Origin of the sequence: Zoogloea dura (assembly GCF_012927165.1) — a bacterium.
Taxonomy (GTDB): domain Bacteria; phylum Pseudomonadota; class Gammaproteobacteria; order Burkholderiales; family Rhodocyclaceae; genus Zoogloea; species Zoogloea dura.
Genome location: NZ_JABBGA010000007.1, coordinates 196,884 through 221,711 on the forward strand (window position 1 = coordinate 196,884; position 24,828 = coordinate 221,711).

Here is a 24,828-nt window from a genome sequence, read left to right on the forward strand (position 1 = left end):
CATGCCTGCACCCGCCGCCGGGCGCCCGACGACGGGTGCTGCCATCACCGATGAGGAGTTCAGCCTCTTCCAGCGCCTGATCTACCGGATCGCCGGCATCAGCCTGTCCGACGCCAAGAAGGTGCTGCTGGTGGGGCGGCTGTCGAAGCGGCTGCGCCACTACGATCTGGCGAACTTCTCCCAGTATTACCGGATGCTCGCCGGTGGCCAGCACCCGGAGGAGCTGCAGGTGATGGTGGACCTGCTCACCACCAACGAGACCTATTTCTTCCGGGAGCCCCGCCATTTCGAGTTCCTGCGCGATGAGATCATCCGGCCCCGGCGCAGCCCGGCCCCCTTCCGGGTGTGGAGCGCCGCCAGCTCCACGGGGGAGGAGGCCTATACCCTGGCGATGCTGCTGGCCGAGACCCTGAATACCTCGCCCTGGGAGATCGTCGGTTCGGACATCAGCACCCAGGTGCTGGCCAAGGCCGAGGCGGCCCACTACCCGATGGAGCGCAACGAGGGGATTCCACCGGATTTCCTGGTCAAGTATTGTCTGAAGGGTGTGCGCGCCCAGAGCGGCACCTTCCTGATCGTGCCCGAGCTGCGGCGCCGGGTGCGCTTCGTGCAGATCAACCTGACCCTGCCGGTGGAGGCCGATATCGGCGAATTCGACGTGATCTTCCTGCGCAACGTGATGATCTATTTCGACATGGAGACCAAGCGCAAGGTGGTGGGCAACCTCCTGCCCCGGCTCAAGCGTGGTGGTCACCTGATCATCGGTCATTCCGAGACCCTCAATGGCATCCAGCAAGGCCTCGAGGCGGTGCGGGCGACCATCTATCGCAAGCCGCTGGTTGAATGATCGAAACCGGTGATGACATCCGGGAGGTCTTCCTGCAGCCCGGCGGCTTCCATTTCGGCAGCGGGCGTACCCGCATCGCGACCCTGCTCGGCTCCTGCGTATCGATCACCCTGTGGCATCCGCGCCGGCTGATCGGCGGCATGTGCCACTACATGCTGCCGTCACGTGCCCGCCGCCCGTCCGATCCGCTGGACGGGCGCTATGCCGACGAGGCCCTGGCGCTCTTCGATCGGGAGGTGGCGCGGGTTGGCAGCGCGCCGGGGGATTACCAGGTGAAGGTCTTCGGGGGCGGCAACATGCTGCAGCGGGGTGATGCCGCGCCGCCGGTGATGGACATCGCCGCCCGCAACGTGGATAGCGCGCATGCCTTGCTGGCCCGCCATGGCTATCGGCCGACGGTCAGCCACTGCGGCGGGCGGGGCCATCGCAAGCTGTTCTTCGAGCTGTGGACCGGGCATGTCTGGCTGGCCCACCGACCCCTGGGCGGGGAGGGCTGATGAGGGGGAAGCCGATCCGGGTGATGATCGTCGATGACTCGGCGATCGTGCGCCAGGTGGCCAGCGAGGCCATCGCGGCGCAGCCCGACATGAAGGTGCTGGCCACCGCGGCGGATCCCCTCTTCGCCATCGAGAAGATGCGCCGGGAGTGGCCGGACGTGATCGTGCTCGACATCGAGATGCCGCGCATGGACGGGCTGACCTTCCTGCGCAAGCTGATGGCCGAAAGGCCGACCCCGGTGGTCATCTGCTCGTCCCACGTGGCGCGGGGCGCCAAGGCCAGCTTCGACGCGCTGGCCGCCGGTGCGGTGAGCCTGGTGACCAAGCCCAAGGTGGGGCTCAAGCAGTTCCTGCAGGATGAAAGCGAGAGCCTGGCGGCGGCGGTGCGGGCGGCGGCAGCGGCGCGCCTGCGTCCGGGCCTGCAGGCGCCGGTGCCGCGCCCCAAGCTGACCCTTGACGATCTGCCTCGTCCGCCGCGCCTGAAGGGGAGCAGCGATGGCGCCCAGGTGGTGGCGATAGGCACGTCCACCGGGGGCACCCAGGCGCTCGAGGCGGTGCTGACGGCGCTTCCCGCCAGCGTGCCGGGCATCGTGGTGGTGCAGCACATGCCGTCCGGTTTCACCGACATGTTTGCCCGTCGTCTGAACGGCCTGTGCCGTCTCCAGGTGAGGGAGGCCCGCCACGGCGACCGGGTCGAGGAGGGGCTGGTCCTGATCGCCCCGGGAGGGCGTCACCTGCAACTCGCCCGGGATGCCGCCGGCTACCACGTGCGGGTGGTGGAGGGGCCGTTGATCAACCGTCACAAGCCTTCCGTGGATGTGCTGTTCCGTTCCGTCGCGCGGGCTGCGGGCGGCAACGCGCTGGGCATCATCATGACCGGCATGGGGGACGACGGCGCCCTCGGGCTGCGTGAGATGTTCGATGCCGGGGCGGCCACGCTGGCCGAGTCGGAAGAGACCTGCGTGGTCTTCGGCATGCCGAAGGAGGCCATCCAGCGCGGCGCGGTGCAGAGTGTGCTGCCCCTGCATGAAATCGCTGGCGCCCTGCTCGCCTGGAGCCGTGCTCCCGGAGGGCGCGGGGGGCAGGGGTGACTTCCCTCAACCGGCAGCCGATCCTGCCGTTATGATCATGCCCTTGCCGTGCGGCCGCCTTTCCCGACGGGATTGAGGCCCGAATGCCCTGACGACGTTCACCCCGGAGATTCCCAGCATGTCTCGTCCGCCTCCATCCGACCGGTCCGGTTCTCCCGGCAGTGTCGCGGGCGTCCCGCCGTTGGGGGGCGACGGACCACCTCCCGCGGGTTCCAGTGATGCGCTGGTACGCGAGCATGCACTCCTCAAGACCCTGGTCCGGACCTTGCCCGACCTGGTCTGGCTGAAGGACCCCGACGGCGTCTACCTGGCCTGCAATCCGCGCTTCGAGCGCTTCTTTGGTGCCCGCGAGGCCGACATCATCGGCCGTACCGACTACGACTTCGTGCATTGGAGCCTGGCGGACTTCTTCCGCCGTAACGATCTGGCGGCCATCCACGCCGGGCGTGCGGTCAGCAATGAAGAAGAGCTGGTGTTTGCCGACGACGGCCACCGGGAATGGGTGGAGACCCTCAAGACCCCCATGCTCGATGCCACCGGGCAACTGCTCGGTGTGCTTGGCGTGGCCCGCAACATCAGCGACACCAAGCGTACGGCGGCCAGCCTGAGGCGCAGCAACCGGGCACTGCAGACCCTGGGGCAGTGCAGCCAGGTGCTGGCGCGGGCGAGTGAGGAGAGCTCGCTGCTCCACCAGGTGTGCAGGGTGCTGGTGGAGTTCGGTGCCTACCGGTCTGCCTGGGTGGGTTACCGGGAGTTCAACGAGCAGAGTTCGGTGAGCCTCGTCGCCGGATTCGGCGTTGCGATGGACTATGTGCGCGGGCTGCAGCTCTCGTGGGCCGATACGGATGCCGGGCGTGGGCCCACCGGGCGCGCCATCCGCACGGGCAGGCCGGTCCAGTGCCGCCGCATCCTGAGCGATCCCGAATTCGAGCGCTGGCGCGAGCCCGCCCTGAAGGCCGGCTACCAGTCGTCCTGCGCCCTGCCGCTGATCGGTCTGGATGGCGAGTGCTTCGGGGCGCTGAATGTCTATTCGCCGGACGAGGACGCCTTCGACGCGACGGAAGTGCAGTTGCTGAGCGACCTGGCCAGCGACCTGTCGTTCGGGATTCGCGGCCTGCGCGACCGGGCCGGCAGGGAGGAGGCGACCCGCAGCCAGCTGGAGGCGGAGCGCCAGCTCGGCCATCTCCTGGAGGCCAGCCCGACCATCTTCTATGCCCTCACCCTGGCGCAGGACGGGCGCAGCGAGCCCATCATCGTCAGCGACAACATGAACCGCATCCTGGGCTATTCCGCCGATGAGGTCCTGGCGCCGGGCTGGTGGCGCAATGGCATCCATCCGGACGACCGGCAGGCCACCCTGGAGGGGATCAGGGAGGTGCTGCAGCGGGGTCAGGTGGCCCTCGAATACCGGTTCGCCTGCCGCGACGGGCGATATATCTGGCTGCGGGATGAGCTGCGGGTGGGCCGGCCGGCCTCCGACGGCCATCTCGAACTGGTCGGATCGTGGACCGAAGTGAGCGACCGCAAGTGGGTCGAGCTGGCCCTCGCGACCCAGCGCCAGGTGCTTGAGATGGTGGCTTCCGGTGCCGCCCTGAGCGCCACGCTGGAGCGCCTGGTGGCGGGGGTGGAGGCCCAGCTGCCTGGTGTGCGGGCGTCGGTGCTGCTGCTCGACGAGGATGGCCGCCACCTGCGCACCGGTGCGGCGCCCAGCCTGCCTGATGACTACAACCGGATCATCGACGGTGTGGCCATCGGCGAAGCCGTCGGGTCCTGCGGCACGGCGGCCTTCCGCGGCGAGAAGGTGATCGTCGGAGACATTGCCACCGACCCGCTGTGGGCCGATTACCGGGATCTGGCCGCCCGCTTCAATCTCAAGGCCTGCTGGTCCACCCCCATCCTCAGCCGCAGCGGCCAGGTGCTGGGCACCTTCGCCCTCTATCCGGACGAAGCCTCCCTGCCGCAGGCCCCCCACCTGGAACAGGTGGAACTGGCCACCGATGTGGCGGCCATCGCCATCATCCGGCACCGGGAGGAGTCTGCCATGAGGGCCAGCGAGGCCCGTTTCCGGCAGCTCTTCGAAGTGGCGCCGATGCCGCTGGTGCTGATCAATGCGGCGGGCGAAGTGGTGGATCTCAACCGCAGTTTCGTCCAGACCTTCGGCTACACCCTCGACGACCTGCCCGACATGGATGCCTGGTGGCGCAAGGCCTTCCCGGCCCTGGAGGCGCGTGCCCAGGCGCAGGACGTGTGGCGTGCCGCCGTGATGCTCGGCCAGGGCGGCGGCCGTACCAATGATCCGGTGGAGCTGCGCATCGCCTGCCGCGACGGGCAGCTGCGGACCCTCATGGTGGCCGGGGCGAACGTCGGTGACGGCTTCCTGTGGACCTTCTTCGACATCACCGACATGCGCGAGCTGGATGCCCAGCTCCAGCGCTATCGTCACCACCTCGAGGATCTGGTCGCCGAGCGCACCACCCAGCTGGCCGAGGCGACCCAGCGGGCCGAGGCGGCCAGCCAGGCCAAGAGTGCCTTCCTGGCCAACATGAGCCACGAGATCCGCACGCCGATGAATGCCATCCTCGGCCTGGCCCGCCTGCTCGAGCGCAGCGGGGTGGATCCCGTGCAGCAGGACCGCCTGGCCAAGATCCGCAGCGCGGGGTCCCATCTGCTGTCGATCATCAATGACATTCTCGACATCTCCAAGATCGAGGCCGGCAAGCTCAATCTCGAGACCATGGATTTTTCGCCGGTCGCCCTGTTCAACCAGGCCCAGTCACTGATCCACGACCGCCTGAGCGCCAAGGCGCTGGCCTTCCGCGTCGATGCCGAAGGCCTGCCTCCGGTGCTGCGGGGTGATGTGACCCGCCTGCGCCAGGCCCTGCTCAATTACCTCGGCAACGCGGTCAAGTTCACCGAGCATGGCAGCGTGGCCCTGCGCGCCCGGGTTCTCGAGGACGAAGGCACGGCCCTGCTGGTGCGTTTCGAGGTCATCGACACGGGGATCGGCATTGCGCCCGAGCAGCTTCCGCGCCTGTTCCAGTCCTTCGAGCAGGCGGATGCGTCCACCACCCGCAAGTACGGTGGTACGGGTCTCGGCCTGGCCCTGACCCGCCATCTGGCCAGCCTGATGGGCGGCGACGCCGGTGTCGAGAGCGAACTCGGCCAGGGCAGCACCTTCTGGTTCACGGCAAAGCTGCAGCAGCGCCCCGGCGTCGTGCTGCCGGTGCCGGCCGAGGAGCCTGCGGTGGAGACGGCCGCCGCGGTGGCGCGTCGCGTCGCGGGCCGGCGCCTCCTGCTGGTCGAGGACAACCCCCTCAACCAGGAGGTGGCCATGGACATGCTGGGTGACCTGGGCCTGTCCATCGACCGCGCGGAGAACGGTCAGGATGCCGTGGCCCTGGCGATGCAGTACGACTACGACCTGATCCTGATGGACATGCAGATGCCCCTGATGGACGGCCTCGAGGCGACCCGGCAGATCCGGGGCCTGCCCTCTGGCAGCCGTGTGGTGGTGGTGGCGATGACCGCCAATGCCTTCGAGGAAGACCGGGAGGCCTGCATGAGCGCCGGCATGAACGATTTCCTGCCCAAGCCGGTGGAGCCCGAGGCGCTTTACCGGATCCTCCTCAAGTGGCTGGTCGCGGATGCCGGGATCGTGCCGGGCGCCACGCCGGTGAAGGGAAGTTCCGCCGCGCTGGATGCCATCGCCGGACTGGATGTGGGGCAGGGCCTGCGCATGGTGCGCGGCAAGTGGCCCACCTACCTGCGCCTGCTGCGATTGTTCGCTGATACGCATGCCGAGCTGCCCATGCAGCTCGAGGCGGCCAGCGCCCGGGCCGATCGGGCCGAACTGGAGCGCTTGAGCCATTCCCTCAAGGGCTCCGCCGGCAACGTGGGGGCGATCCGCCTGAGCCTGCTGGCTGCGGAGGTGTGCCAGGCGATCCGCGGCGAGGAGGAAGCCGAGGCGCTGACCCCGCGCGTGGCGTGCTTGAGTGAGGCCTTGAGAGTGTTCCTGGAGCAACTGCACAGCTGCCTGGGGCCCACCACCGGCAAGGAGCCCGCATGAGCGTCCGCGCGTCGATTGAGCCCTTCTGCTGGGCGAGCTATTTCGAAACCGGCTTTGGCGAGGTGGACGCCCAGCATCGCAAGCTGGTGGACCTGGTCAACGTGCTGGCCCAGCGGGCCGCCAGCGGCATCGAGATCCAGCCGGCGGAGCTGGCCAAGGTGCTGGATGGCCTGTCCCGCTATGCGCTCCACCATTTCGCAACCGAAGAGGCCTTGATGGTGGACGCGGGGATCGATCCGCGCCATATCCAGAGCCACCGCAAGGCCCATGCGGATTTCGTGACCCAGGTCGGTGAAATGCGGGGTGCTTCGGCTACGAGCCGGGTAGTGCCTTTGCTTCATCGTTTCGTGACCAGCTGGCTCACCTTCCACATCCTCGATACCGACCAGAGCATGGCGCGCCAGATGCGTGCCGTGGCCGCCGGGACGAGTCCGGCGGAAGCCTACGAGGCGGAGTCCGGTCACAGCAGCGACCCGGGCAATACGGCGCTGGTGGTGGCGGTGCGCAACCTGCTCGGCCTGGTGGCCGAACGCAACAACGAGCTGGCGCGCATCAATGCCTGTCTGGAGGAGCGGGTCGGCGAGCGGACGGCGGCGCTGACCGCGGCCAACCAGACCCTGCAGCGCACCCTGGATACCCTGCAGGACACCCGCGACCGCCTGCTGGAGGCCGACAAGCTCGCCGCCGTGGGGCAGCTGGCCGCTGGCGTGGCCCACGAGATCAACAACCCCCTGGGCTACGTGGCCTCCAACCTGGGGACCTTGCGGGAATATGCCGATCGGCTGCTGGCCCTGGTGGATACCGCCGACCGGCTGGTGGCGGGCTCGGGGCGGCAGGATGCCTGGGTGGCCGCGCGGGATGGCACCGATCTGGATTTCATCCGCGAGGACCTGCCGAGCCTGGTCTCCGAGTCGGGCAAGGGGCTCGGCCGGGTGGCCGAGATCATCCATGCCCTGCAGGACTTTGCCAGCCCGGGCCCGACTGAGGTCAGTCCCCACCCGCTCGACGCCCTGCTCGACGAAGTCTTGCGGACCACTGCCGCGGGCCGCCTGCCGGGTCAGGAGGTGGTGCGCAGTTATGGCGAACTGCCTGCGATACCGGTCAATCCGACCTTGCTGTGCGAGGGGTTCAAGGCCTTGCTCGACAACGCCTGCCGGGCGCTAGGCGGCGGGCCGGGGAAGATCACCCTGCGGGCCAGGCAGGTGGGCGAGAGTCTGGTCGTGGACGTGGAGGACACCGGCTGTGGCATGGATGAGGCGACCCGTGCGCGGATCTTCGAGCCTTTCTTCACCACACGCCCGGTGGGGCAGGGGCGCGGGCTGGGCCTGTCCACCACCTACCGCATCGTGCGCCAGCATGGCGGGCAGATCGAAGTGGCCAGCCGCCCCGGCAAGGGCAGCCGCTTCCGGGTGAGCCTGCCGCTCCGTCTCCCCTCCTGAAAGTGCAGAACCCGGCCGGGGCCGGGTTCTGGTTGTGCAGGCAGGAAGGTATCAGCGTCGCGCCATGGCCCGCAGGCGGGCGACCCGCTCCTCGGTGGCCGGGTGGGTGCTGAACAGCCCGCGCAGGCCGCCACCGGACAGGGGGTTCATGATCATCATCTGGCCGGTTTCGGGGTGAGCCTCGGCGGTGGCCATGGGAATTCCGCGGGCGTAGGCGTCGATCTTCGTCAGCGCATCAGCCAGGGCATGCGGGTCACCGGAAATCTCGGCGCCGCCCCGGTCGGCCTCGAACTCGCGGGCACGGGAGATCGCCATCTGGATCACGCTGGCCGCCAGGGGGGCCAGCAGGCTGACCGCGATGGACGCCACGATGTTGGTCGGGCGCCCCTCGGCGTCGCGTCCGCCGAAGAACATGGCGAAGTTGGCGAGGGCCGAGATGGCACCGGCCATGGTTGCCGAGATGGTCGAGATCAGGATGTCGCGGTGCTTCACGTGGGCCAGCTCGTGGGCCATCACGCCGCGCAGCTCACGCTCGCTGAGCATCTGCAGGATGCCCGAGGTGGCCGCCACAGCGGCGTTTTCCGGGTTACGGCCGGTGGCGAAGGCGTTGGGTTGGTCTTCATGGATGATGTAGACCTTGGGCATCGGCAGCTGGGCGCGGCCGGCCAGCTCGCGGACCATGTTGTAGAGGTAGGGCGAGCTGGTCTCGTCCACCGGCTGTGCGTTGTACATGCGCAGCACCATCTTGTCCGAGAACCAGTAGGAGAAGATGTTCATCGCCCCGCCGAAGACCAGGGCGAGGAGCATCCCCGACTTGCCACCGATCATGGCGCCGATCGCCCCGAAGAGGGCGATGATCCCTGCCATGAGGATAGAGGTCTTGAGCCAGTTGCCGAGCATTGGGTTTATCCGTCCTTTCGAAGTTAAGCGGAAAGCGAGGGATTAGATGGGGCGATTCCCAAAAGATTCAATGGACTGCAAAACCCTGTTTCAGTTGAAGCGGCTGCCGGCGGCGATCGGCATGCCGCGCAGGAAGTCGGCCGCCGGCAGCCGCTTGGCGCCAGGCTTCTGCAACTCGGTGACGCACAGCGAGCCCTCGCCGCAGGCGACGATGACGCCGGCGCCCTCGGCCAGCAGCACCTCGCCCGGCGTGCCGGAGGCGTCGATGGCGCGCGCCCGCCACAGCTTGACCGGCGTGTCGCCATGGGTGGCCACGACCCCCGGGAAGGGGTTGAAGGCGCGCACCATGCGTTCGATCTCGATGGCCGGACGGGTCCAGTCCACAGCAGCTTCCGCCTTGCCGATCTTGGCTGCGTAGGTGACACCGCCTTCCGGCTGCGGTGTGGCGTGGAGGCCGTCCGGCAACTGGTGCAGGGCCTCGACGATCATGTCGGCGCCCAGCCAGGCCAGGCGGTCGTGCAGGCTGCCGGTGGTGTCGTCGGCGGCGATGGCCTCGGCGCGGCGCAGCAGCATCGGGCCGGTGTCGAGGCCGGCATCCATCTGCATGATGGTGATGCCGGTTTCGGCGTCGCCGGCCTGAATCGCCCGGTGGATGGGCGCAGCCCCGCGCCAGCGCGGCAGCAGCGAGGCGTGGATGTTGAGGCAGCCGTAGCGGGGCAGGTCAAGCACCGCCTGGGGCAGGATGATGCCGTAGGCCGCCACCACCAGCACGTCTGCACCGGCCGCTGCCAATGCCGCCTGCTGTTCGGGGGTGCGCAGCCTTTCCGGCTGATCCACCGGGATGCCGGCGGCCAGCGCCACCTGCTTGAGCGGGCTGGGCTGCAGCTGCATGCCGCGGCCGGCGGGACGGTCGGGCTGGGTGAGGACCAGGGGCACCTCGAAGCCGGCTGCAATGATGGCTTCAAGGGCGGTGGCGGCGAACTCGGGGGTTCCGGCGAAGGCAACTTTCATCAGGCGGTGATCCGGGATTTCTTGGCAAGCTTGCCCTTGATGCGGGTCTGCTTGAGCTGGGAGAGGTATTCCACGAAGACCTTGCCGTCCAGGTGGTCGAGTTCGTGCTGCACGCACACGGCGAGCAGGCCTTCGGCGTCGAGCTCGAAGGATTCGCCCTGGGCATTGAGGGCGCGCACCCGAACGGTTTCGGAGCGGGTCACCTTGTCGTAGATGCCGGGCACCGACAGGCAGCCTTCCTCGCAGATCTGTTCGCCGGAGCGGGCGATGATCTCGGGGTTGATCAGGGCGAGCAGGGCCGATTTGTCCTCGGACACGTCGATGACCACCACCCGCTTGTGGACGTTGACCTGCGTTGCAGCAAGGCCGATGCCGGGGGCCTCGTACATGGTCTCGGCCATGTCGGCGATCAGCCGGCGGATTTCGTCGTCCACTTTCTGAACCGGCGTGGCGCGGGTGTGCAGGCGTGGATCGGGGTAGCGGAGAATGGGTAGGAGAGCCATAAAGATTGCCGGATGAAGACTTTACGTGCAGAATTTTGAGCAAAATCTGCGATGCCCGCGTCTTGAACTAAGGGCATCGACTTCGCAACGCGCACGGCCCCGGGGGCCATGCTGCCAAGCGCCATTTGGACCGCCGAAAGCGAGCGCAATTCCAATGATCCGCATTATATCCGCCCTCTTCATCGGCGTCGCCGCCCTGCTTCCCGCGGGCGCGGGGGCGGCCGGCCCGATCCGCCTTGCCGACGATGCGCCCGACAGCCACGTCGTGGTCCCCGGGGACACCCTGTGGGGAATCTCCGGCAAGTTCCTGCGCGAGCCCTGGCGCTGGCCGGAAGTGTGGCGGCTGAACCGCGAGCAGATCCGCAATCCCCACCTGATCTATCCGGGCCAGATCGTCGTGCTGGACCGCAACGGGCCGTCCCTCAAGCTCGGCCGGCCGCTCGGCGGGAGCAAGCCGCTGTACGAGAAGCGCTTCCCGCAGGTCCATTCCGAGACCGCACAGACGGCTATCCAGAGCATTCCGCTGCGGGCCATCGCTCCCTTCCTGGTGCAACCGCTGGTCGTCGCCGATGCGGATGACGCATCCGCCGGGATTGTCGTGGCCACCCAGGAGGGGCGCGTGTTCACCGGGCCCGGAGACATCATCTTCGCGACCCGCATCACCCCGGGCGTCAGCCAGTGGAGCGTTTATCGCAAGTCCAAGCCGCTGAAGGATCCCGTCACCGGCGAGATCCTCGGCTATGAGGCAGCCTACCTGGGGCAGGCCCGGGTGGCTTCCGAAGCGGGCGTCGTATCGGCCGAGGCGAGCCTGCCGTCCATCCCACCCGGTTCGCCGGTGCCGGCCAGCCTGGTGGTCACCTCCTTCAAACAGGAGATCGGCAAGGGTGACCGCCTGCTGCCGGCGGGGCGTCCCGAGCTGCCCAGCTACGTGCCCCACGCCCCGGATACCGAGGTTTCCGGCCGCGTGGTGTCCATCTATAACGGTGTCGAAGGCGCTGGCCGCTACAACGTGCTGGCCCTCAGCGTCGGCAAGCGCGACGACATCGAGGTCGGCCACGTGCTGGCCCTGCACCGCAACCGTGGTCAGTCCGAGTACCGGGAAGACAACGTCGGCCCGGCCCAGCGCTATGTGCTGCCCGAGCAGCGCTACGGACTGGTGTTCGTGTTCCGGGTCTTCGAGCGGGTGGCCTACGCCCTCGTGATGGAGAGCAACGGGCCCGCCGCGGTGGCGGACAGCGTCCGCCGGCCCTGATCGGCGGCACAGGCCCTTGCCGGGGTTGCATCCCTCCGCGGCCTGGTTGCGCCTGACGCTCACGCCGGGCCTCGGCCCGACGGCGCAGCGCCAGTTGCTGGCCGCCTTCGGGCCGCCGGATGCGCTGTACACGGCTTCTCACAGTTCCCTGGCCGGCGTGGTCGGGGGGCCGGCGGCAAGGCTGCTGCTGGAGCATGATGCTTCCGCGGCAGTGGCCCAGGCCCTGGCGTGGCTCGACGAGCCCGGCAACGCCCTGGTGACCCTGGGCGATGCGGCTTATCCGGCCGGCTTGCTCGAGATTCCTGATCCTCCTGTCTGCCTCTATGTAAAAGGTGATGTGTCGCTGCTGCAGCGGCCGGGTCTTGCCGTGGTGGGCGCGCGCAGCGCCACGCCTCAGGGGGAAGCCAATGCGGAGGCCTTTGCGTCCGTGCTGTCCCGCGCCGGCCTGGTGGTCGTCAGCGGGCTGGCCCTCGGGATCGATGCCGCGGCCCACCGCGGTGGCCTTGCGGGGGCGGGGCGGACGGTGGCCGTGATCGGCACCGGCGCCGACCGGATCTACCCGGCCCGCAATGGCGAGCTGGCCCGGCGGATTGCCGCGGAGGGTGCCATCGTCAGCGAGTTTCCCCTGGGTACCGGGCCCCTGACCCACAACTTCCCCCGCCGCAACCGCCTCATCGCCGGCCTGGCGCGGGGGGTGCTGGTGGTCGAAGCGGCGGTGAAGAGCGGATCCCTGATCACCGCCCGGTTGGCCGCCGAGTGCGGGCGGGAGGTTTTTGCCATCCCTGGTTCCATCCACTCGCCCTTGGCGAGGGGCTGCCATCGCCTGATCCGTGATGGCGCCAAGCTCGTCGAGTGTGCCGACGACATCCTTGAGGAGCTGTCCCTGGCCGTGCCGGAAGCCGCGCCAGCCCTTGATCCCCTTGTCGCCGAGGCGGTGGGGGAGGAAGCCCTGGTGCTGCAGGCGGCGGGGCATGATCCGGTGGATATCGATCTGCTTGTGCACCGCACCAGCTTGACGCCGGAAGCGCTCTACGCCATTCTGCTTACGCTGGAGCTCGAAGGACGGGTTGCCCGCCTGCCCGGAGGGCGCTTCCAGCGTCTCTGAAAATGACCGGCCTCAGGCCCATGCGCCATGTTCGATATCCTCGTGTACCTGTTCGAGAATTATGTCCACGCCGACGCGTGCCCTGAACCCGCGCAACTGGCCCGCAAGCTGACGGCCGCTGGCTTCGAGGAAGAAGAGATCACCGAAGCCCTCGAGTGGCTCTCCGGCCTGCGCCAGCTTTCCGACGGCGAGCGGCCGGCCCAGTTCTCCCGTGCCGGTTCCCTGCGTATCTATGCCGATGACGAACAGGTCCGCCTGGGTGTCGAGTGCCGTGGCTTCCTGCTGTTCCTCGAGAACAGCGGCATCCTTGATTCCGAGTGTCGCGAAATGATCGTCGAGCGGGCCCTGGCCCTCGGCGAGACCGAGATTGAGCTGGAGAACCTCAAGGTCATCGTGTTGATGGTGCTGTGGCAGCAGGACCGGCCCATCAACGGCCTGATCCTCGACGAACTGCTCAATGAATCCGCTGAGGAGGAAGAGGGGCAGGAGTCATACCCGGTGCATTGAATGGCCGTCGGCTTGCAAGCCCGGCGCGGCCTTCCGTATGATGCGCCGCAGCTCCCAACAACCCGAGCGCCAGTAAACCGGTTTGCCGAGCGCCCCGCGAAGGGGCGTGCAGCTGCGTGTTTACATCTTTCCAGCAAGGCGTCACGAGGCACCCTACAGGCATGAGCAAGCAGCTGATCATCGCGGAAAAACCTTCTGTCGCGGCGGACATCGCCCGATCCCTCGGTGGTTTCACCAAGGAAAAGGATTATTTCGAATCCGAGCATTACGTGCTCTCTTCCGCGGTGGGTCACCTGCTGGAGCTCGCAGTGCCCGCTGAATTCGAGGTCAAGCGCGGCAAGTGGTCGTTTGCCCACCTGCCGGTGATACCGCCGCATTTCGCGCTCAATCCCATCGAGAAGACCGAAGACCGGCTCAAGCTGCTCACCCGCCTGATCAAGCGCAAGGACGTCACCGGCCTGATCAACGCCTGTGACGCGGGCCGCGAGGGCGAGCTGATCTTCAGTTTCATCGTGCAGCATGCCGGCACCAGCAAGCCGGTGCAGCGCCTGTGGCTGCAGTCCATGACGGCCGGCGCCATCCGCGACGGTTTCGCACAGCTGCGTGCCGCCGCCGACGTCGAGGGCCTGCGCGAGGCCGCCGTGTGCCGGGCCGAGAGCGACTGGCTGATCGGCATCAATGGCACCCGGGCGATGACCGCCTTCAACTCCAAGACCGGCGGCTTCCACCTCACCACGGTAGGGCGTGTGCAGACACCGACCCTGGCGCTTGTTGTCGAGCGTGAAGAAAAGATCCGCGCCTTCAAGCCCACCGATTACTGGGAGCTGGAGGCCAGCTTCGGCTGCGCCGCAGGTGCCTACGCCGGTCGCTGGTTCGACGAAGGCTTCCGGAAGCCCGAGGAGGGCACGCCGCTGGCCGAGCATGCCACTGCCTTCCGGCTGTGGGACAAGGCACGCGCACAGGCCATCAAGGCCAAGTGCGAGGGCAAGCCGGGTACCGTCGAGGAGGAGTCCAAGCCTTCCACCCAGCTGTCGCCGCTGCTCTTCGACCTGACCTCCCTGCAGCGGGAAGCCAACGGCCGTTTCGGCTTCTCGGCCCGGACCACGCTGCAGCTGGCTCAGGCGCTGTATGAAAAGCACAAAGTCCTGACCTATCCGCGTACCGATGCCCGCGCCCTGCCGGAGGACTACGTGGGGCAGGTGAAGGGCATCCTGAGCGGTCTGCCGGACAGCTACGCCCCCTTTGCCAACGAGATCGTCAAGCAGGGCTGGGCCAAGCCCAACAAGCGGATCTTCAACAACGCCAAGATCTCCGACCACTTCGCCATCATCCCCACCGGCACGGCGCCCAAGAGCCTGTCCGAGGCTGAGGCCAAGATCTACGACCTGGTCACCCGACGCTTCCTGGCCGTGTTCTACCCGGCCGCCGAATATCGCGTGACCACCCGCATCACCCGGGTCGAGGGCGAGGCCTTCAAGACCGAGGGCAAGATCCTCGTCAATCCGGGCTGGCTGGCCGTGTATGGCAAGGCTGCCGCCGTGGCCGACGACGAAGAGGGCGGCACGCCCCAGCTGGTGGCCGTGACGCCGGGCGAGAAGGTCAGCACCGACGAGATCCTGCTCAAGTCACTGGTCACCAAGCCGCCTGCGCGATACAACGAAGCCACCCTGCTGTCGGCCATGGAAGGCGCCGGCAAGATGGTGGACGACGAGGAGTTGCGCGCCGCCATGGCCGGACGTGGCCTCGGTACGCCGGCCACCCGCGCCCAGATCATCGAGAACCTGATCGGCGAAACCTACATGCTGCGCGACGGCAAGGAGCTGATTCCGACGGCCAAGGCTTTCTCCCTGATCACCCTGCTGCGCGGCCTCGGCACCAACGAATTGACCTCGCCCGAACTCACTGGCGAGTGGGAGCACAAGCTGGCCCAGATGGAGCGGGGGGCCTTGTCCCGAGCCGAGTTCATGGAGCACATCCAGGCCATGACGCGGGACATCGTCGAGCGCGCCAAGCGCTACGAGTCGGATACCGTGCCCGGTGATTTCGCCACCCTGCAGACGCCTTGCCCGAAGTGCGGTGGCCTGGTGAAGGAGAACTACAAGAAGTTCGCCTGCCAGGCCTGCGACTGGAGCGCCTGGAAGATCGTTGCCGGCCGCCAGTTCGAGATATCCGAGATCGAAACCTTGCTGGCCACCGGCCGGGTCGGGCCGCTGCTGGGTTTCCGCAACAAGATGGGGCGGCTGTTCAACGCCGAGATCCGTCTCAATGACGACCAGCAGCCCGAGTTCGACTTTGGCCAGCCCAAGGAGGACGAGGCGGCCGAGGCGGTGGACTTCTCCGGGCAGGACTCCCTTGGCCAGTGCCCCAAGTGCCAGGCCCAGGTGTACGAGCACGGTCTTTCCTATGTCTGCGAAAAATCGGTGGGGCCGGACAAGTCCTGCGATTTCCGCTCCGGCAAGATCATCCTGCAGCAGCCCATCGAGCGCGAGCAGATGCACAAGCTCCTCGATACGGGGCGTACCGAATTGCTGAGGGGCTTTGTCTCCAGCCGCACCAAGCGCAAGTTCTCGGCCTTCCTGGTGAGGGGTGACGATGGCAAGGTCGGCTTCGAGTTCGAGAAGAAGGAGCCCAAGGCGCCCGCGGCGGCGAAAAAGCCCGCCGCCCGCAAGAAGGTCGTTGCCGAGGAATAGGCCGGGCACCCTGCCAGCCAAGCCCAACAAAAAGCCCGCCGTGATCCGGCGGGCTTTTTGTTGGGTGAGCCGCCTGGTTCAGGCCATGGTCTCAGACCAGGGCGGCGGCGATGATCTCGCGGAACTCATCGATGTCCGCGTCCGAGCTGCCGAGGAACATCCTGGCGTCTTCAAAGACCTTGCTGCCGACTGGCGCGGCATTGCCCGTCAGGTCGGCAATCGCGTGCTCGGTGATCACGGTGACGGCGATCAGGGCCAGGGCGCTGGAGGGCAACTCCTTCTCCGGCAGGATGTAGACCTCGGGGTCATGGTGATAGCGGATGGCCGAGGCAATCAGGGGCGGCAGGCCCCAGCTGCGGGCGAGCAGCCAGCCCACCACCGCGTGGTCACAGTTGAAATGCTCGCGCTCGATCGGAATCAGGCTTTCCGGATCATCCAGGGCTTCACCGCAGATTTCCGCATATTTCGGGAAATTGAGCATCAACACCGGGATCGCCGCGTCATGGAACAGGGCATAGGTGTAGGCCGCATCGGGCGAGATGCCGATGTGGCGGCGCGCCAGCACCCCGGTGGCCAGTGCCAGGGTAGAAGTGCGTGCCCAGAACTTCTCCATCAGATCGGCCGGCAGGCCGGTGGTGGTGTTGCGCAGGGCGACCGCGATGACCACGTTGAGGATATTGCTGGTGCCCAGGCGGCTGACCGCCTGCTGCACGCTCTTCACCGGACCGCCGTTGCCAAACATGGGCGAATTGGCCAGTTTGACCGCGAGGGCCGACATGCCCACGTCGGACGAGATGATGCGGGCCAGAACCTTGACCTGGGGGTCGTCCTTCTGGGCCTCGCGCATGACTTCGGCGACGGTCGCGGGATAGGCGGGGATCCGGACGGATGCCAGGGCCTCTTCGAGTTCGGTGTGAGTCAGGGAGCGCGTATCGACGGCAGTGTTCATGAGCGTGATCAACAATGTGTGCGGCAAAATGTTGAATTTGCCAAAAAAATCAATTTTGGCATTTTATGGAAGGCTGCGAGTTTTGCCCGACGATTCTCTCTCCCCGCCGTCACTATGTCACGGGCCGGGGAATTGAGTTCGGCACGGGCATGGTGGGCATGAATGCGATGCCGTGCAACCCGCGGCAGGTCCATTGAGGAAATGCGCCGAACTGGGTCTAACGGCCAGATCTGGAGGATCTTCAACAGATTTTTGCACTTCGGTGCTCGCCGTGGGGCGCGTCATGGCGTAGATCACGGAGCAACTCCCATGCCGTGTTTTCTTTGAGGATTGCTGTATCACAATCTGTGACATTCTGACTTTCTCAGCCTTCCATGCAGTCGCTCAAGCCCGCCGGCCCGTCGCCGGCCACTCCCGCCAACGTCCTGATTGCCCATTGCCGGCAGGGTTTCCTTGAAGCCCTGGGTGCCGCCGTCGAGGAGGTCGTCCATCATCCGGGTTGGCGCACGGCCTTCGTGAAAGCCGCCGGCGAATGTTTCGATGAGCTTTGCGGTGGCGGGCGTCCCGGCTTTGAAGCAGCCAGGGGGCTGACTGCCTCGAGGATCAGCCTGGTGCACGACGAGGACCTCGATTACTCCGTCGAACTGATGAATCTCGATCAGCGTCTCCACACCTTTTGCGAAAGGGAGCTGTCGGCGCTGAACATCCGCATGCGGCCGCTCCTTGCCGGGGTGGATGCCGTTCCGCCGGAGGAACTGCCCCTCGGTACGGAGGCTGTGTGCCGCGCGCTGCGTGCCTTCAAGGACAGGGAAGGCCTGAGTCCGGCGGAGGGGCTCAAGCTGATCCCCCTTCTCGAGCCTGCCCTGGGGCGGCATCTGTGTGCCTTCTACCGTGCCCTGGAGCAAAGGCTCGCGACGGCGGGGGGCGAGCCGGCGCGCGTGCGTGCGGTGCCGCGCCAGAACGACGGGGCCGCCTGGAGCAACTCCGCCGCGGCCCGCAGCAGCCTGCCGATCCACCCAGTCGAATCCCTGCGCCTGGCCGTCATGGCGCGGCGTCAGGAGATGCGGGGCGGGCGCAGCAACCTGGATGCGGGGCTGGCCGCCGTGCTGATCGACCGCATCGAGGCCTGGCTCGGGGAGCGCCAGCGCTTTGGCGAAGGCATGCCGGAGTCCCTGGGAACCAGCGAGCTGGGCGCCCTGTTGTCACCCGCCCGGGCGGTTGCGGTGGAGGTCATCGAGGCGGTCTGCGACTACGCAGTCCGGAAGGACGTGCTGCCGGCAGCGCTCCAGGCGGTTGTCGCCCAGTTGCGGATCCCGCTCCTGCGCCTGGCCTTGCGCAGCGAAACCCTGCTGGCCGAACCGCGCCATGCGGCCCTGCGCCTGCTTGACCTGATCGGCAACCTGGGCCGCAGCCTGGCACCCGATTGTTCGCCGGAATTGCCGGTATGCCGTGGTCTGCTGCACCTGGCCATGGAGCTCGCCAAGGCGCCGCGCATCGGCGAGAAGGATGTCGAGGCGGCGCTCGTCAATGCGGAGGGGCTGATCGAAGCGCGCCGCCGCCATGCCCTCGAACGTGCCGCCGCCCTGGCCGGCGAGGCGGGGCGCCTGGAGCGTCGCGAGGTGGCGCTGCATCAGGCGAGCCGCGCCATCCACCTGATGCTGAGTCCGGATGACAGCGCCGCCGCCCGCGATTTCGTGGAGGGCTACTGGGTCCATGTGCTGGCCAAGGCAGCCTACCGCTACGGCACCGAGAGCCCGCGCTGGGCGGCCCGGGTGCAGATGGCCAACCGCCTGCTGAGCACTACCCGGGCCCACCCGGACGCGGCTGCCCGGGCCGAGTTGCAGGCCCAGATGCGGGCGCTGATGGCCGGCCTGGAGGACGGCCTGCGCTGGATCGGCTTGAGCGACGAGAAGGTGGTGGAGGGCCTCACCATGGTCCGCAGCCTGCTGGCGGCGCTGATCGCCGGCCATCCCCTGCCGCCGCCGATGCGCCGGCCGGTCGCCGTGCCGGCTCTCACGCCGGTGGCTGACGTGCAGAATCTGTGGGTGCTCAAGCACAAGCAGTATTTCATCGGCGAGCAATCCCTGCTACCCGAGTGGGAGGATGTCGAGGTCGGCGACCCGGTTGCCATCAGCCTGCCCAGTGGCAGCGTGATGCGCGGCTTTGTCGCCCTGCTCGGGCCGCAGCAGCACCTGATCCTGATCGCTGACGGCGACAGCCACCTGGTGCTGGCGGTGACCGCCCGGGCACTGGCCTACCTGTCCGAGGCCCGCTGCGTGCAGCCTTGCTCCCTGGTGGACGAGGCCGCCATCGACCGGGTGATCAACCCCTGAGCCTTCGGGGTTGCCGCAAATGGGCGCTAATGGAGGTTAAGGGGCGGCGACGGAAGGGTGGAAGACACTACAATGCGTACTGTGTTTTCATTCACCTATCGCCATGTGTTCCGATCCCGCCTGCAGCGCCGACCATGACCACTCGCCGGCCGCCGCCGAAGCCATCCGCATCCGCGGTGCCCGCCAGAACAACCTGAAGAACCTGTCCCTCGACATCCCCCACAACGAACTGGTGGTGGTGACGGGGGTCTCCGGTTCGGGCAAGAGCTCCCTGGTCTTCGACACCCTGTATGCCGAGGGCCAGCGCCGCTACGTCGAGACCTTCTCGCCCTACGCGCGGCAGTTCCTGGACCGCATGGACAAGCCCCAGGTGGACCGCATCGAAGGCGTGCCGCCGGCCATCGCCATCGACCAGACCAACCCGGTGCGCACCTCCCGCTCCACGGTCGGGACGATGACCGAGCTGGCCGACCACTTCAAGCTGCTCTACGCCAGGGCTGCCGGCCTGCACTGCCGCTGCTGCGGCAAGCCGGTGAGCCGCGACACGCCGGCCAGCATCTTCGACGATCTCGCCGCCCGCGCCGCGGCGGCCGGCGACCCGCGCCTGGTGGTGAGCTTCCCGGTCACGGTGCCGGCCAACTTCAGCGACGAAGAGATCACCGGCCTGCTGGCCCAGCAGGGCTACACCCGCATCCATGCCCGCGAAGGCCAGGTGCTGCACGTGGTGCAGGACCGCTTCCGCCTCGGCAATGCCGAGCACGCCCGGGTCATGGAAGCCCTCGAGACCGGCCTGCGCACCGGCCAGGGCCGCCTCAGCGTGCACGCCCTGGACGACGGCGGCGAGCAGCGCTGGAAGTTCAGCACCGGCCTGCACTGCGCCGACTGCGACATCGCCTATTCCGACCCCACACCCAGCCTGTTCTCCTTCAACTCGCCGATCGGCGCCTGCGACACCTGCCGCGGCTTCGGGCGGGTGATCGGGGTGGACTTCTCGCTGGTCATCCCGGACGAGTCCAAGACCCTCGAAGAGGGGGCGGTCAAGCCCTGGCAGAGCCCCAGCTTCAAGGAATGCCAGGACGACCTGGCCAAGATGGCCAAGAAGCACGGCGTGGCCATGGACATCCCCTTCCGCGACCTGCCGCCGGAGCACCGCCAGTGGCTGCTGGAGGGCGACGAGAAGTGGAAGAACTGGGACAGCTCCTGGCCGCGCTACTGGTACGGCGTGCGCCACTTCTTCGAATGGCTGGAGAGCAAGGCCTACAAGATGCACATCCGGGTGCTGCTGTCGCGCTACCGTAGCTACACCGAATGCCCCGCCTGCCACGGCGCCCGCCTCAAGCCCGATGCCCTGCTGTGGCGCCTGCCGTCGGCGGCGGGCAGCCTCGCCATCCATCAGCTGATGGCCCTGCCGATCGACGAGATCGTGCCCTTCGTGGCCGGCCTGGAACTGCCCGCACCGCTGGACGAGGCCACCGAACTGCTCCTTGGCGAGATCCGCGGCCGCCTGCGCTACCTGCAGGAAGTGGGGCTCGGCTACCTGACCCTCGATCGCCAGTCGCGCACCCTGTCCGGCGGCGAAGTGCAGCGCATCAACCTCACCACCGCCCTCGGCACCTCGTTGGTGAATACCCTGTTCGTGCTCGACGAACCCTCCATCGGCCTGCATCCGCGGGACATCAACCGCATCCTGGGGGTCATGGAGCGTCTGCGCGATGCCGGCAACTCCCTGGTGGTGGTGGAGCACGACCCGCAGCTCATGCTGGCCGCCGACCGCCTGCTCGACATCGGCCCCGGCCCCGGCGAGCGGGGTGGCGAGATCGTCGCCTATGGCCCGCCGACACAGATCGCCAATGACCCGGCCTCCCTCACCGGCGCCTACCTGGCCGGCCGCAAGCGCGTGGATGCCCGCCGGGTGTTGCGTCCGGTGTCGGCCGACGCCCCGCGCCTGAGCCTGCGCGGCGCCCGCCAGCACAACCTGCGCGGGGTGGACCTGGGCATCCCCCTGCATTGCCTGGTGGGCATCACCGGCGTCTCCGGCTCCGGCAAGTCCACCCTGATACAGGACGTGCTCTACCCGGCCCTGGCCAAGCACTTCGGCCAGGCCGCCGAGCCGCCCGGTGCCTTCGACAGCCTGGTGGGCGTTGAGGCGCTGAAGGGCGTGGTGATGGTGGACCAGTCCCCCATCGGCAAGAGCGCCCGCTCCAACCCGGTGAGCTACGTCGGCGCCTGGGACGCCATCCGCAAGCTCTACGCCAACCTCGACGAGGCCAAGGACCGCGGCTACACGCCCGGCACCTTCAGCTTCAACTCGGGCACCGGGCGCTGCCCCACCTGCACCGGCTCCGGCTTCGAGCACGTGGAGATGCAGTTTCTGTCGGACGTCTACCTGCGCTGCCCCGACTGCGACGGCAAACGCTACCGCCCGGAGATCCTGGCCCTCAACTGGCGCGGCCGGAGCGTTGCCGACGTGCTGGAGATGACCGTCTCCGAGGCCCTGGCCTTCTTCGCCGACCAAAAAGCCGTGCTCGCCGCCCTGGCGCCCCTGGCCGACGTGGGCCTGGAATACCTGCGCCTTGGCCAGCCGGTGCCCACCCTGTCCGGCGGCGAGGCCCAGCGCCTCAAGCTGGCCGGCTACCTGGCCGAGGCGGCCCAGCTCGCCGGCAAGAAGCGCAAGGCCGGCGACGGGGAGACCGGGCCCGGCCTGCTCTTCCTGTTCGACGAGCCCACCACTGGCCTCCACTTCGAGGACGTGGCGCGGCTCCTGTCGGCCTTCGAGAAGCTGCTGGATGCCGGCCATTCCCTGGTGGTCATCGAGCACAATCTGGACGTGATCGCCGCCGCCGACTGGCTGGTGGACCTCGGCCCCGAGGGCGGCAGCGGCGGTGGGATGATCGTTGCCGAAGGCACGCCGGCCGCGCTCATCGCCACGCCGGCCTCCCACACCGGCAAGGCCCTGGCCGACTACGCCGCCCAGTTGTCGGCCATGCAGGCCGCGCCGCGGGTCGCCGAGCCGGCGCCGCGCTACCGGGCCGTGGCGCAGAAGGCCATCACCATCCGCCATGCCCGCCATCACAACCTCAAGAACATCAGCCTGGACATCCCGCGCGACAAGTTCACCGTGATCACCGGCCTGTCCGGCTCGGGCAAGTCCACCCTGGCCTTCGACATCGTCTTCGGCGAGGGCCAGCGGCGCTACCTGGAATCCCTCAACGCCTACGCCCGCCAGTTTGCCCAGCCCTCGGCGCGCCCCGAGGTGGATGCGATCTTCGGCATCCCGCCCACGGTGGCCATCGAGCAGCGGGTCAGCCGCGGCGGGCGCAAGAGCACGGTGGGCACCCTCACCGAGATCCAGCCCTTCCTGCGCCTGCTCTACGTCAAGCTGGGCACCCAGTACTGCCCCGACTGCGACGTGCCGGTCACGCCGCAGAGCTTCGAGGCCATCGTCGCCCAGATCCAGCGCGACTGCGCGGGGCAGTCGGTGGAGCTGCTGGCGCCCCTGGTGGTGAACCGCAAGGGCTTGTACACCGACCTGGCCAAGTGGGCGCGGGGCAAGGGCTTCGACCAGCTGCGCGTCGACGGCGACTACCTGCCGACGAAGAAGTGGCCGCGCCTCGACCGCTACAAGGAACACAACATCGAGCTGCCGCTGGGCATGGTCAAGATCGGGCCCGACACCGAGGCCCTGCTGCGCGAATACGTCGAGGCCGCCCTCGAGCACGGCAAGGGCGTGCTCAAGGTGCTGCCCCTCGGCCAGCCCGGCGCTCCGCTCATCACCTTGTCCACCCTGCGCGCCTGCCCGGACTGCGGCACCAGCTTCCCCGAGCCCGACCCGCGCCTGTTCTCCTACAACGCCAAGCACGGCTGGTGCCCCGACTGCTACGGCACCGGCATCCGCATCGCCGGCAAGGTGGACAACCCCGACGATCTGGACCTGGGCGAGCTGGAGACCGACAGCGAAGAAGCCTGCCCGAGCTGCCACGGTGCCCGCCTCAACCCGGTGGCACGGGCCGTGCGCTTCCGCGACCTGGGCCTGCACGAGCTGTCGTCCCTGGCGGTGGGCAAGGCCTCGGGTTTCTTCGAGGCGCTGCAGCTGGCCCGCCGCGAAGCCGAGATCGGCCGCGACCTGGTGTCCGAGATCCGTGGCCGCCTGGACTTCCTGCAGAAGGTCGGCCTCGGCTACCTGGCCCTCGACCGGGCCGCGCCCACCCTGTCGGGCGGCGAGGCCCAGCGCATCCGCCTGGCCGCCCAGCTTGGCTCCAACCTCACCGGCGTGTGCTACATCCTCGACGAGCCGACCATCGGCCTGCACCCGCGCGACAACCAGCTGCTGCTCGACACCCTGGAAGCCCTGCGCGGGCGGGGCAACACCCTGCTGGTGGTGGAACACGACGAGGACACCATCCGCCGCGCCGACCACGTCATCGACATCGGCCCCGGCGCAGGCGTGCGCGGCGGGCAGATCATCGCCCAGGGCAGCCTGGCCGACCTGATGGCGGCGCCGGATTCGGCCACCGGGCGCTGCTTCAACCACCCCCTGGTGCACCCGCTGGGCCCGCGCCGGGCGGTGGAGGCCGATCACCCGGCGCTGCACGTCCGCAACGCCACCCTGCACAACCTCAAGGGCGTCTCCGCCCGCGTGCCCCTTGGCCGCCTTACGGTGGTGACCGGCGTATCCGGCTCCGGCAAGTCCACCTTCGCCCGCGACGTGCTGCACGCCAGCCTGGCCGCCGGCGCACCGGTGGGCTGCGCCGGGCTGGAAGGCCGCGAGCTGATCGGCCGCCTGCTCGAGGTGGACCAGACCCCCATCGGCAAGACGCCGCGCTCCTGCCCGGCCACCTACATCGGCTTCTGGGACGCCATCCGCAAGATGTTCGCCGAGACCACCGAGGCCAGGATGCGCGGCTGGACGGCCTCGCGCTTCTCCTTCAACACCGGGGCCGGCCGCTGCCCGGTGTGCGAGGGCCAGGGCCAGATCACCATCGAGATGAACTTCCTGCCCGACGTGAAGATGCCCTGCGAGGCCTGCGGCGGCGCCCGCTTCAACCCCGAAACCCTGACCGTGCACTGGAAGGGCAAGAGCGTCGCCGAGGTGTTGGGCATGGCGGTGGAGGAGGCCGTGGATTTCTTCGCCGCCCATCCCTCCATCGCCCACCCGCTGCGCCTGCTGCAGGACGTGGGCCTGGGCTACCTGACCCTCGGCCAGCCCAGCCCCACCTTGAGTGGCGGCGAGGCCCAGCGCATCAAGCTGGTCTCCGAGCTGGCCAAGGTGCGTGGCCGCGCCGGTGAATCCGCCGCCGGCCCCGGCCGCCCCCTGCCGCCCGAGAAGCACACCCTCTACGTGCTCGATGAACCCACCGTCGGCCTGCACATGGCCGACGTGGAAAAGCTCATCCACGTGCTCCACCGCCTGGCCGACGCCGGCCACACGGTGCTGGTCATCGAGCACGACCTCGACCTGATGGCCGAAGCCGACTGGCTCATCGACCTGGGGCCCGAGGGTGGCGACGGCGGCGGCGAGATCGTCGCCGAAGGCCCGCCGGAAAGCGTGGTGCAGGTGGCCCGCTCCCACACCGGGCGGATCCTCGGCGAGTTCATGGTGGCAAGGAGGGCCTAAGTTTCGCGTGGTGGAACGCGTGGA

15 protein-coding genes are annotated in these 24,828 nt (G+C 68.1%); 11 read left to right on the forward strand and 4 right to left on the reverse strand.

What is annotated here, in order from left to right:
- The first annotated feature begins 1 nt into the window (after position 1).
- The 5 genes from HHL15_RS11240 (at position 2) to HHL15_RS11260 (ending at position 7,940) form a co-directional block, all read left to right on the forward strand.
- A complete protein-coding gene (locus HHL15_RS11240; protein ID WP_169145852.1) occupies positions 2 to 847 on the forward strand; it encodes a CheR family methyltransferase in 846 nt (281 codons plus the stop codon).
- The gene (locus HHL15_RS11245; RefSeq protein WP_169145853.1) at positions 844 to 1,344 is read left to right on the forward strand and encodes a chemotaxis protein CheD; all 501 of its coding nucleotides are present in this window, start codon (positions 844 to 846) and stop codon (positions 1,342 to 1,344) included. Before HHL15_RS11240 ends, HHL15_RS11245 begins: the two co-directional genes overlap by 4 nt.
- Positions 1,344 to 2,435 (forward strand): protein-glutamate methylesterase/protein-glutamine glutaminase, encoded by a 1,092-nt coding sequence (locus HHL15_RS11250; RefSeq protein WP_169145854.1) that lies wholly within the window; start codon positions 1,344 to 1,346, stop codon positions 2,433 to 2,435. The genes HHL15_RS11245 and HHL15_RS11250 overlap by 1 nt, the downstream gene beginning before the upstream one ends.
- Before the next feature lie 118 nt (positions 2,436 to 2,553).
- The gene (locus tag HHL15_RS11255; protein WP_169145855.1) at positions 2,554 to 6,501 is read left to right on the forward strand and encodes a PAS domain S-box protein; all 3,948 of its coding nucleotides are present in this window, start codon (positions 2,554 to 2,556) and stop codon (positions 6,499 to 6,501) included.
- Positions 6,498 to 7,940, forward strand: a complete 1,443-nt coding sequence (locus tag HHL15_RS11260; RefSeq protein ID WP_169145856.1) for a hemerythrin domain-containing protein — start codon at positions 6,498 to 6,500, stop codon at positions 7,938 to 7,940. Before HHL15_RS11255 ends, HHL15_RS11260 begins: the two co-directional genes overlap by 4 nt.
- A gap of 51 nt (positions 7,941 to 7,991) precedes the next feature.
- Here the strand turns inward: HHL15_RS11260 and htpX are convergent, their stop codons facing one another.
- The 3 genes from htpX to def form a co-directional block, all read right to left on the reverse strand.
- On the reverse strand, positions 7,992 to 8,840 hold the full coding sequence (gene htpX / locus HHL15_RS11265; protein ID WP_169145857.1) for a zinc metalloprotease HtpX: 849 nt from the start codon (positions 8,838 to 8,840) through the stop codon (positions 7,992 to 7,994).
- A 90-nt stretch (positions 8,841 to 8,930) separates the two neighbouring features.
- Complete coding sequence (fmt, locus tag HHL15_RS11270; RefSeq protein ID WP_169145858.1) at positions 8,931 to 9,851, reverse strand: methionyl-tRNA formyltransferase; 921 nt, start codon at positions 9,849 to 9,851, stop codon at positions 8,931 to 8,933.
- A complete protein-coding gene (gene def / locus HHL15_RS11275; protein ID WP_169145859.1) occupies positions 9,851 to 10,354 on the reverse strand; it encodes a peptide deformylase in 504 nt (167 codons plus the stop codon). Before def ends, fmt begins: the two co-directional genes overlap by 1 nt.
- 154 nt (positions 10,355 to 10,508) lie before the next feature.
- Here def and HHL15_RS11280 point away from each other — a divergent pair, with 154 nt between their 5' ends.
- From HHL15_RS11280 to HHL15_RS11295, 4 genes are all read left to right on the forward strand, one after another.
- Positions 10,509 to 11,606, forward strand: a complete 1,098-nt coding sequence (locus tag HHL15_RS11280; RefSeq protein WP_169145860.1) for a LysM peptidoglycan-binding domain-containing protein — start codon at positions 10,509 to 10,511, stop codon at positions 11,604 to 11,606.
- Positions 11,607 to 11,631: 25 nt separating this feature from the next.
- The gene (dprA, locus tag HHL15_RS11285) at positions 11,632 to 12,711 is read left to right on the forward strand and encodes a DNA-processing protein DprA (protein ID WP_235943346.1); all 1,080 of its coding nucleotides are present in this window, start codon (positions 11,632 to 11,634) and stop codon (positions 12,709 to 12,711) included.
- Positions 12,712 to 12,738: 27 nt separating this feature from the next.
- Positions 12,739 to 13,218 carry a DUF494 family protein gene (locus HHL15_RS11290; protein ID WP_169145862.1) on the forward strand — a complete coding sequence of 160 codons (480 nt, stop codon included), beginning with the start codon at positions 12,739 to 12,741 and terminating at the stop codon, positions 13,216 to 13,218.
- Between the two features lie 161 nt (positions 13,219 to 13,379).
- Positions 13,380 to 15,908 carry a DNA topoisomerase III gene (locus HHL15_RS11295; protein WP_169145863.1) on the forward strand — a complete coding sequence of 843 codons (2,529 nt, stop codon included), beginning with the start codon at positions 13,380 to 13,382 and terminating at the stop codon, positions 15,906 to 15,908.
- A gap of 91 nt (positions 15,909 to 15,999) precedes the next feature.
- Here the strand turns inward: HHL15_RS11295 and HHL15_RS11300 are convergent, their stop codons facing one another.
- A complete protein-coding gene (locus HHL15_RS11300; RefSeq protein WP_169145864.1) occupies positions 16,000 to 16,857 on the reverse strand; it encodes an HDOD domain-containing protein in 858 nt (285 codons plus the stop codon).
- Between the two features lie 374 nt (positions 16,858 to 17,231).
- Between HHL15_RS11300 and HHL15_RS11305 the strand changes: the two genes are divergently transcribed.
- A complete protein-coding gene (locus HHL15_RS11305; RefSeq protein WP_169145865.1) occupies positions 17,232 to 19,190 on the forward strand; it encodes a DUF1631 family protein in 1,959 nt (652 codons plus the stop codon).
- A 103-nt stretch (positions 19,191 to 19,293) separates the two neighbouring features.
- Positions 19,294 to 24,804: an excinuclease ABC subunit UvrA gene (uvrA, locus tag HHL15_RS11310; protein ID WP_169145866.1), complete on the forward strand. Its 5,511-nt coding sequence runs from the start codon at positions 19,294 to 19,296 to the stop codon at positions 24,802 to 24,804.
- Positions 24,805 to 24,828: the final 24 nt, after the last annotated feature.

Excerpts from the sequence above, each read along its gene's own strand:
- HHL15_RS11240 (WP_169145852.1), top strand. The coding sequence starts at position 2 with ATGCCTGCACCCGCCGCCGGGCGCCCGACGACGGGTGCTGCCATCACC.
- HHL15_RS11245 (WP_169145853.1), top strand. The coding sequence starts at position 844 with ATGATCGAAACCGGTGATGACATCCGGGAGGTCTTCCTGCAGCCCGGC.
- HHL15_RS11250 (WP_169145854.1), top strand. The coding sequence starts at position 1,344 with ATGAGGGGGAAGCCGATCCGGGTGATGATCGTCGATGACTCGGCGATC.
- HHL15_RS11255 (WP_169145855.1), top strand. The coding sequence starts at position 2,554 with ATGTCTCGTCCGCCTCCATCCGACCGGTCCGGTTCTCCCGGCAGTGTC.
- HHL15_RS11260 (WP_169145856.1), top strand. The coding sequence starts at position 6,498 with ATGAGCGTCCGCGCGTCGATTGAGCCCTTCTGCTGGGCGAGCTATTTC.
- htpX (WP_169145857.1), bottom strand. The coding sequence starts at position 8,840 with ATGCTCGGCAACTGGCTCAAGACCTCTATCCTCATGGCAGGGATCATC.
- fmt (WP_169145858.1), bottom strand. The coding sequence starts at position 9,851 with ATGAAAGTTGCCTTCGCCGGAACCCCCGAGTTCGCCGCCACCGCCCTT.
- def (WP_169145859.1), bottom strand. The coding sequence starts at position 10,354 with ATGGCTCTCCTACCCATTCTCCGCTACCCCGATCCACGCCTGCACACC.
- HHL15_RS11280 (WP_169145860.1), top strand. The coding sequence starts at position 10,509 with ATGATCCGCATTATATCCGCCCTCTTCATCGGCGTCGCCGCCCTGCTT.
- HHL15_RS11290 (WP_169145862.1), top strand. The coding sequence starts at position 12,739 with ATGTTCGATATCCTCGTGTACCTGTTCGAGAATTATGTCCACGCCGAC.
- HHL15_RS11295 (WP_169145863.1), top strand. The coding sequence starts at position 13,380 with ATGAGCAAGCAGCTGATCATCGCGGAAAAACCTTCTGTCGCGGCGGAC.
- HHL15_RS11300 (WP_169145864.1), bottom strand. The coding sequence starts at position 16,857 with ATGAACACTGCCGTCGATACGCGCTCCCTGACTCACACCGAACTCGAA.
- HHL15_RS11305 (WP_169145865.1), top strand. The coding sequence starts at position 17,232 with ATGCAGTCGCTCAAGCCCGCCGGCCCGTCGCCGGCCACTCCCGCCAAC.
- uvrA (WP_169145866.1), top strand. The coding sequence starts at position 19,294 with ATGTGTTCCGATCCCGCCTGCAGCGCCGACCATGACCACTCGCCGGCC.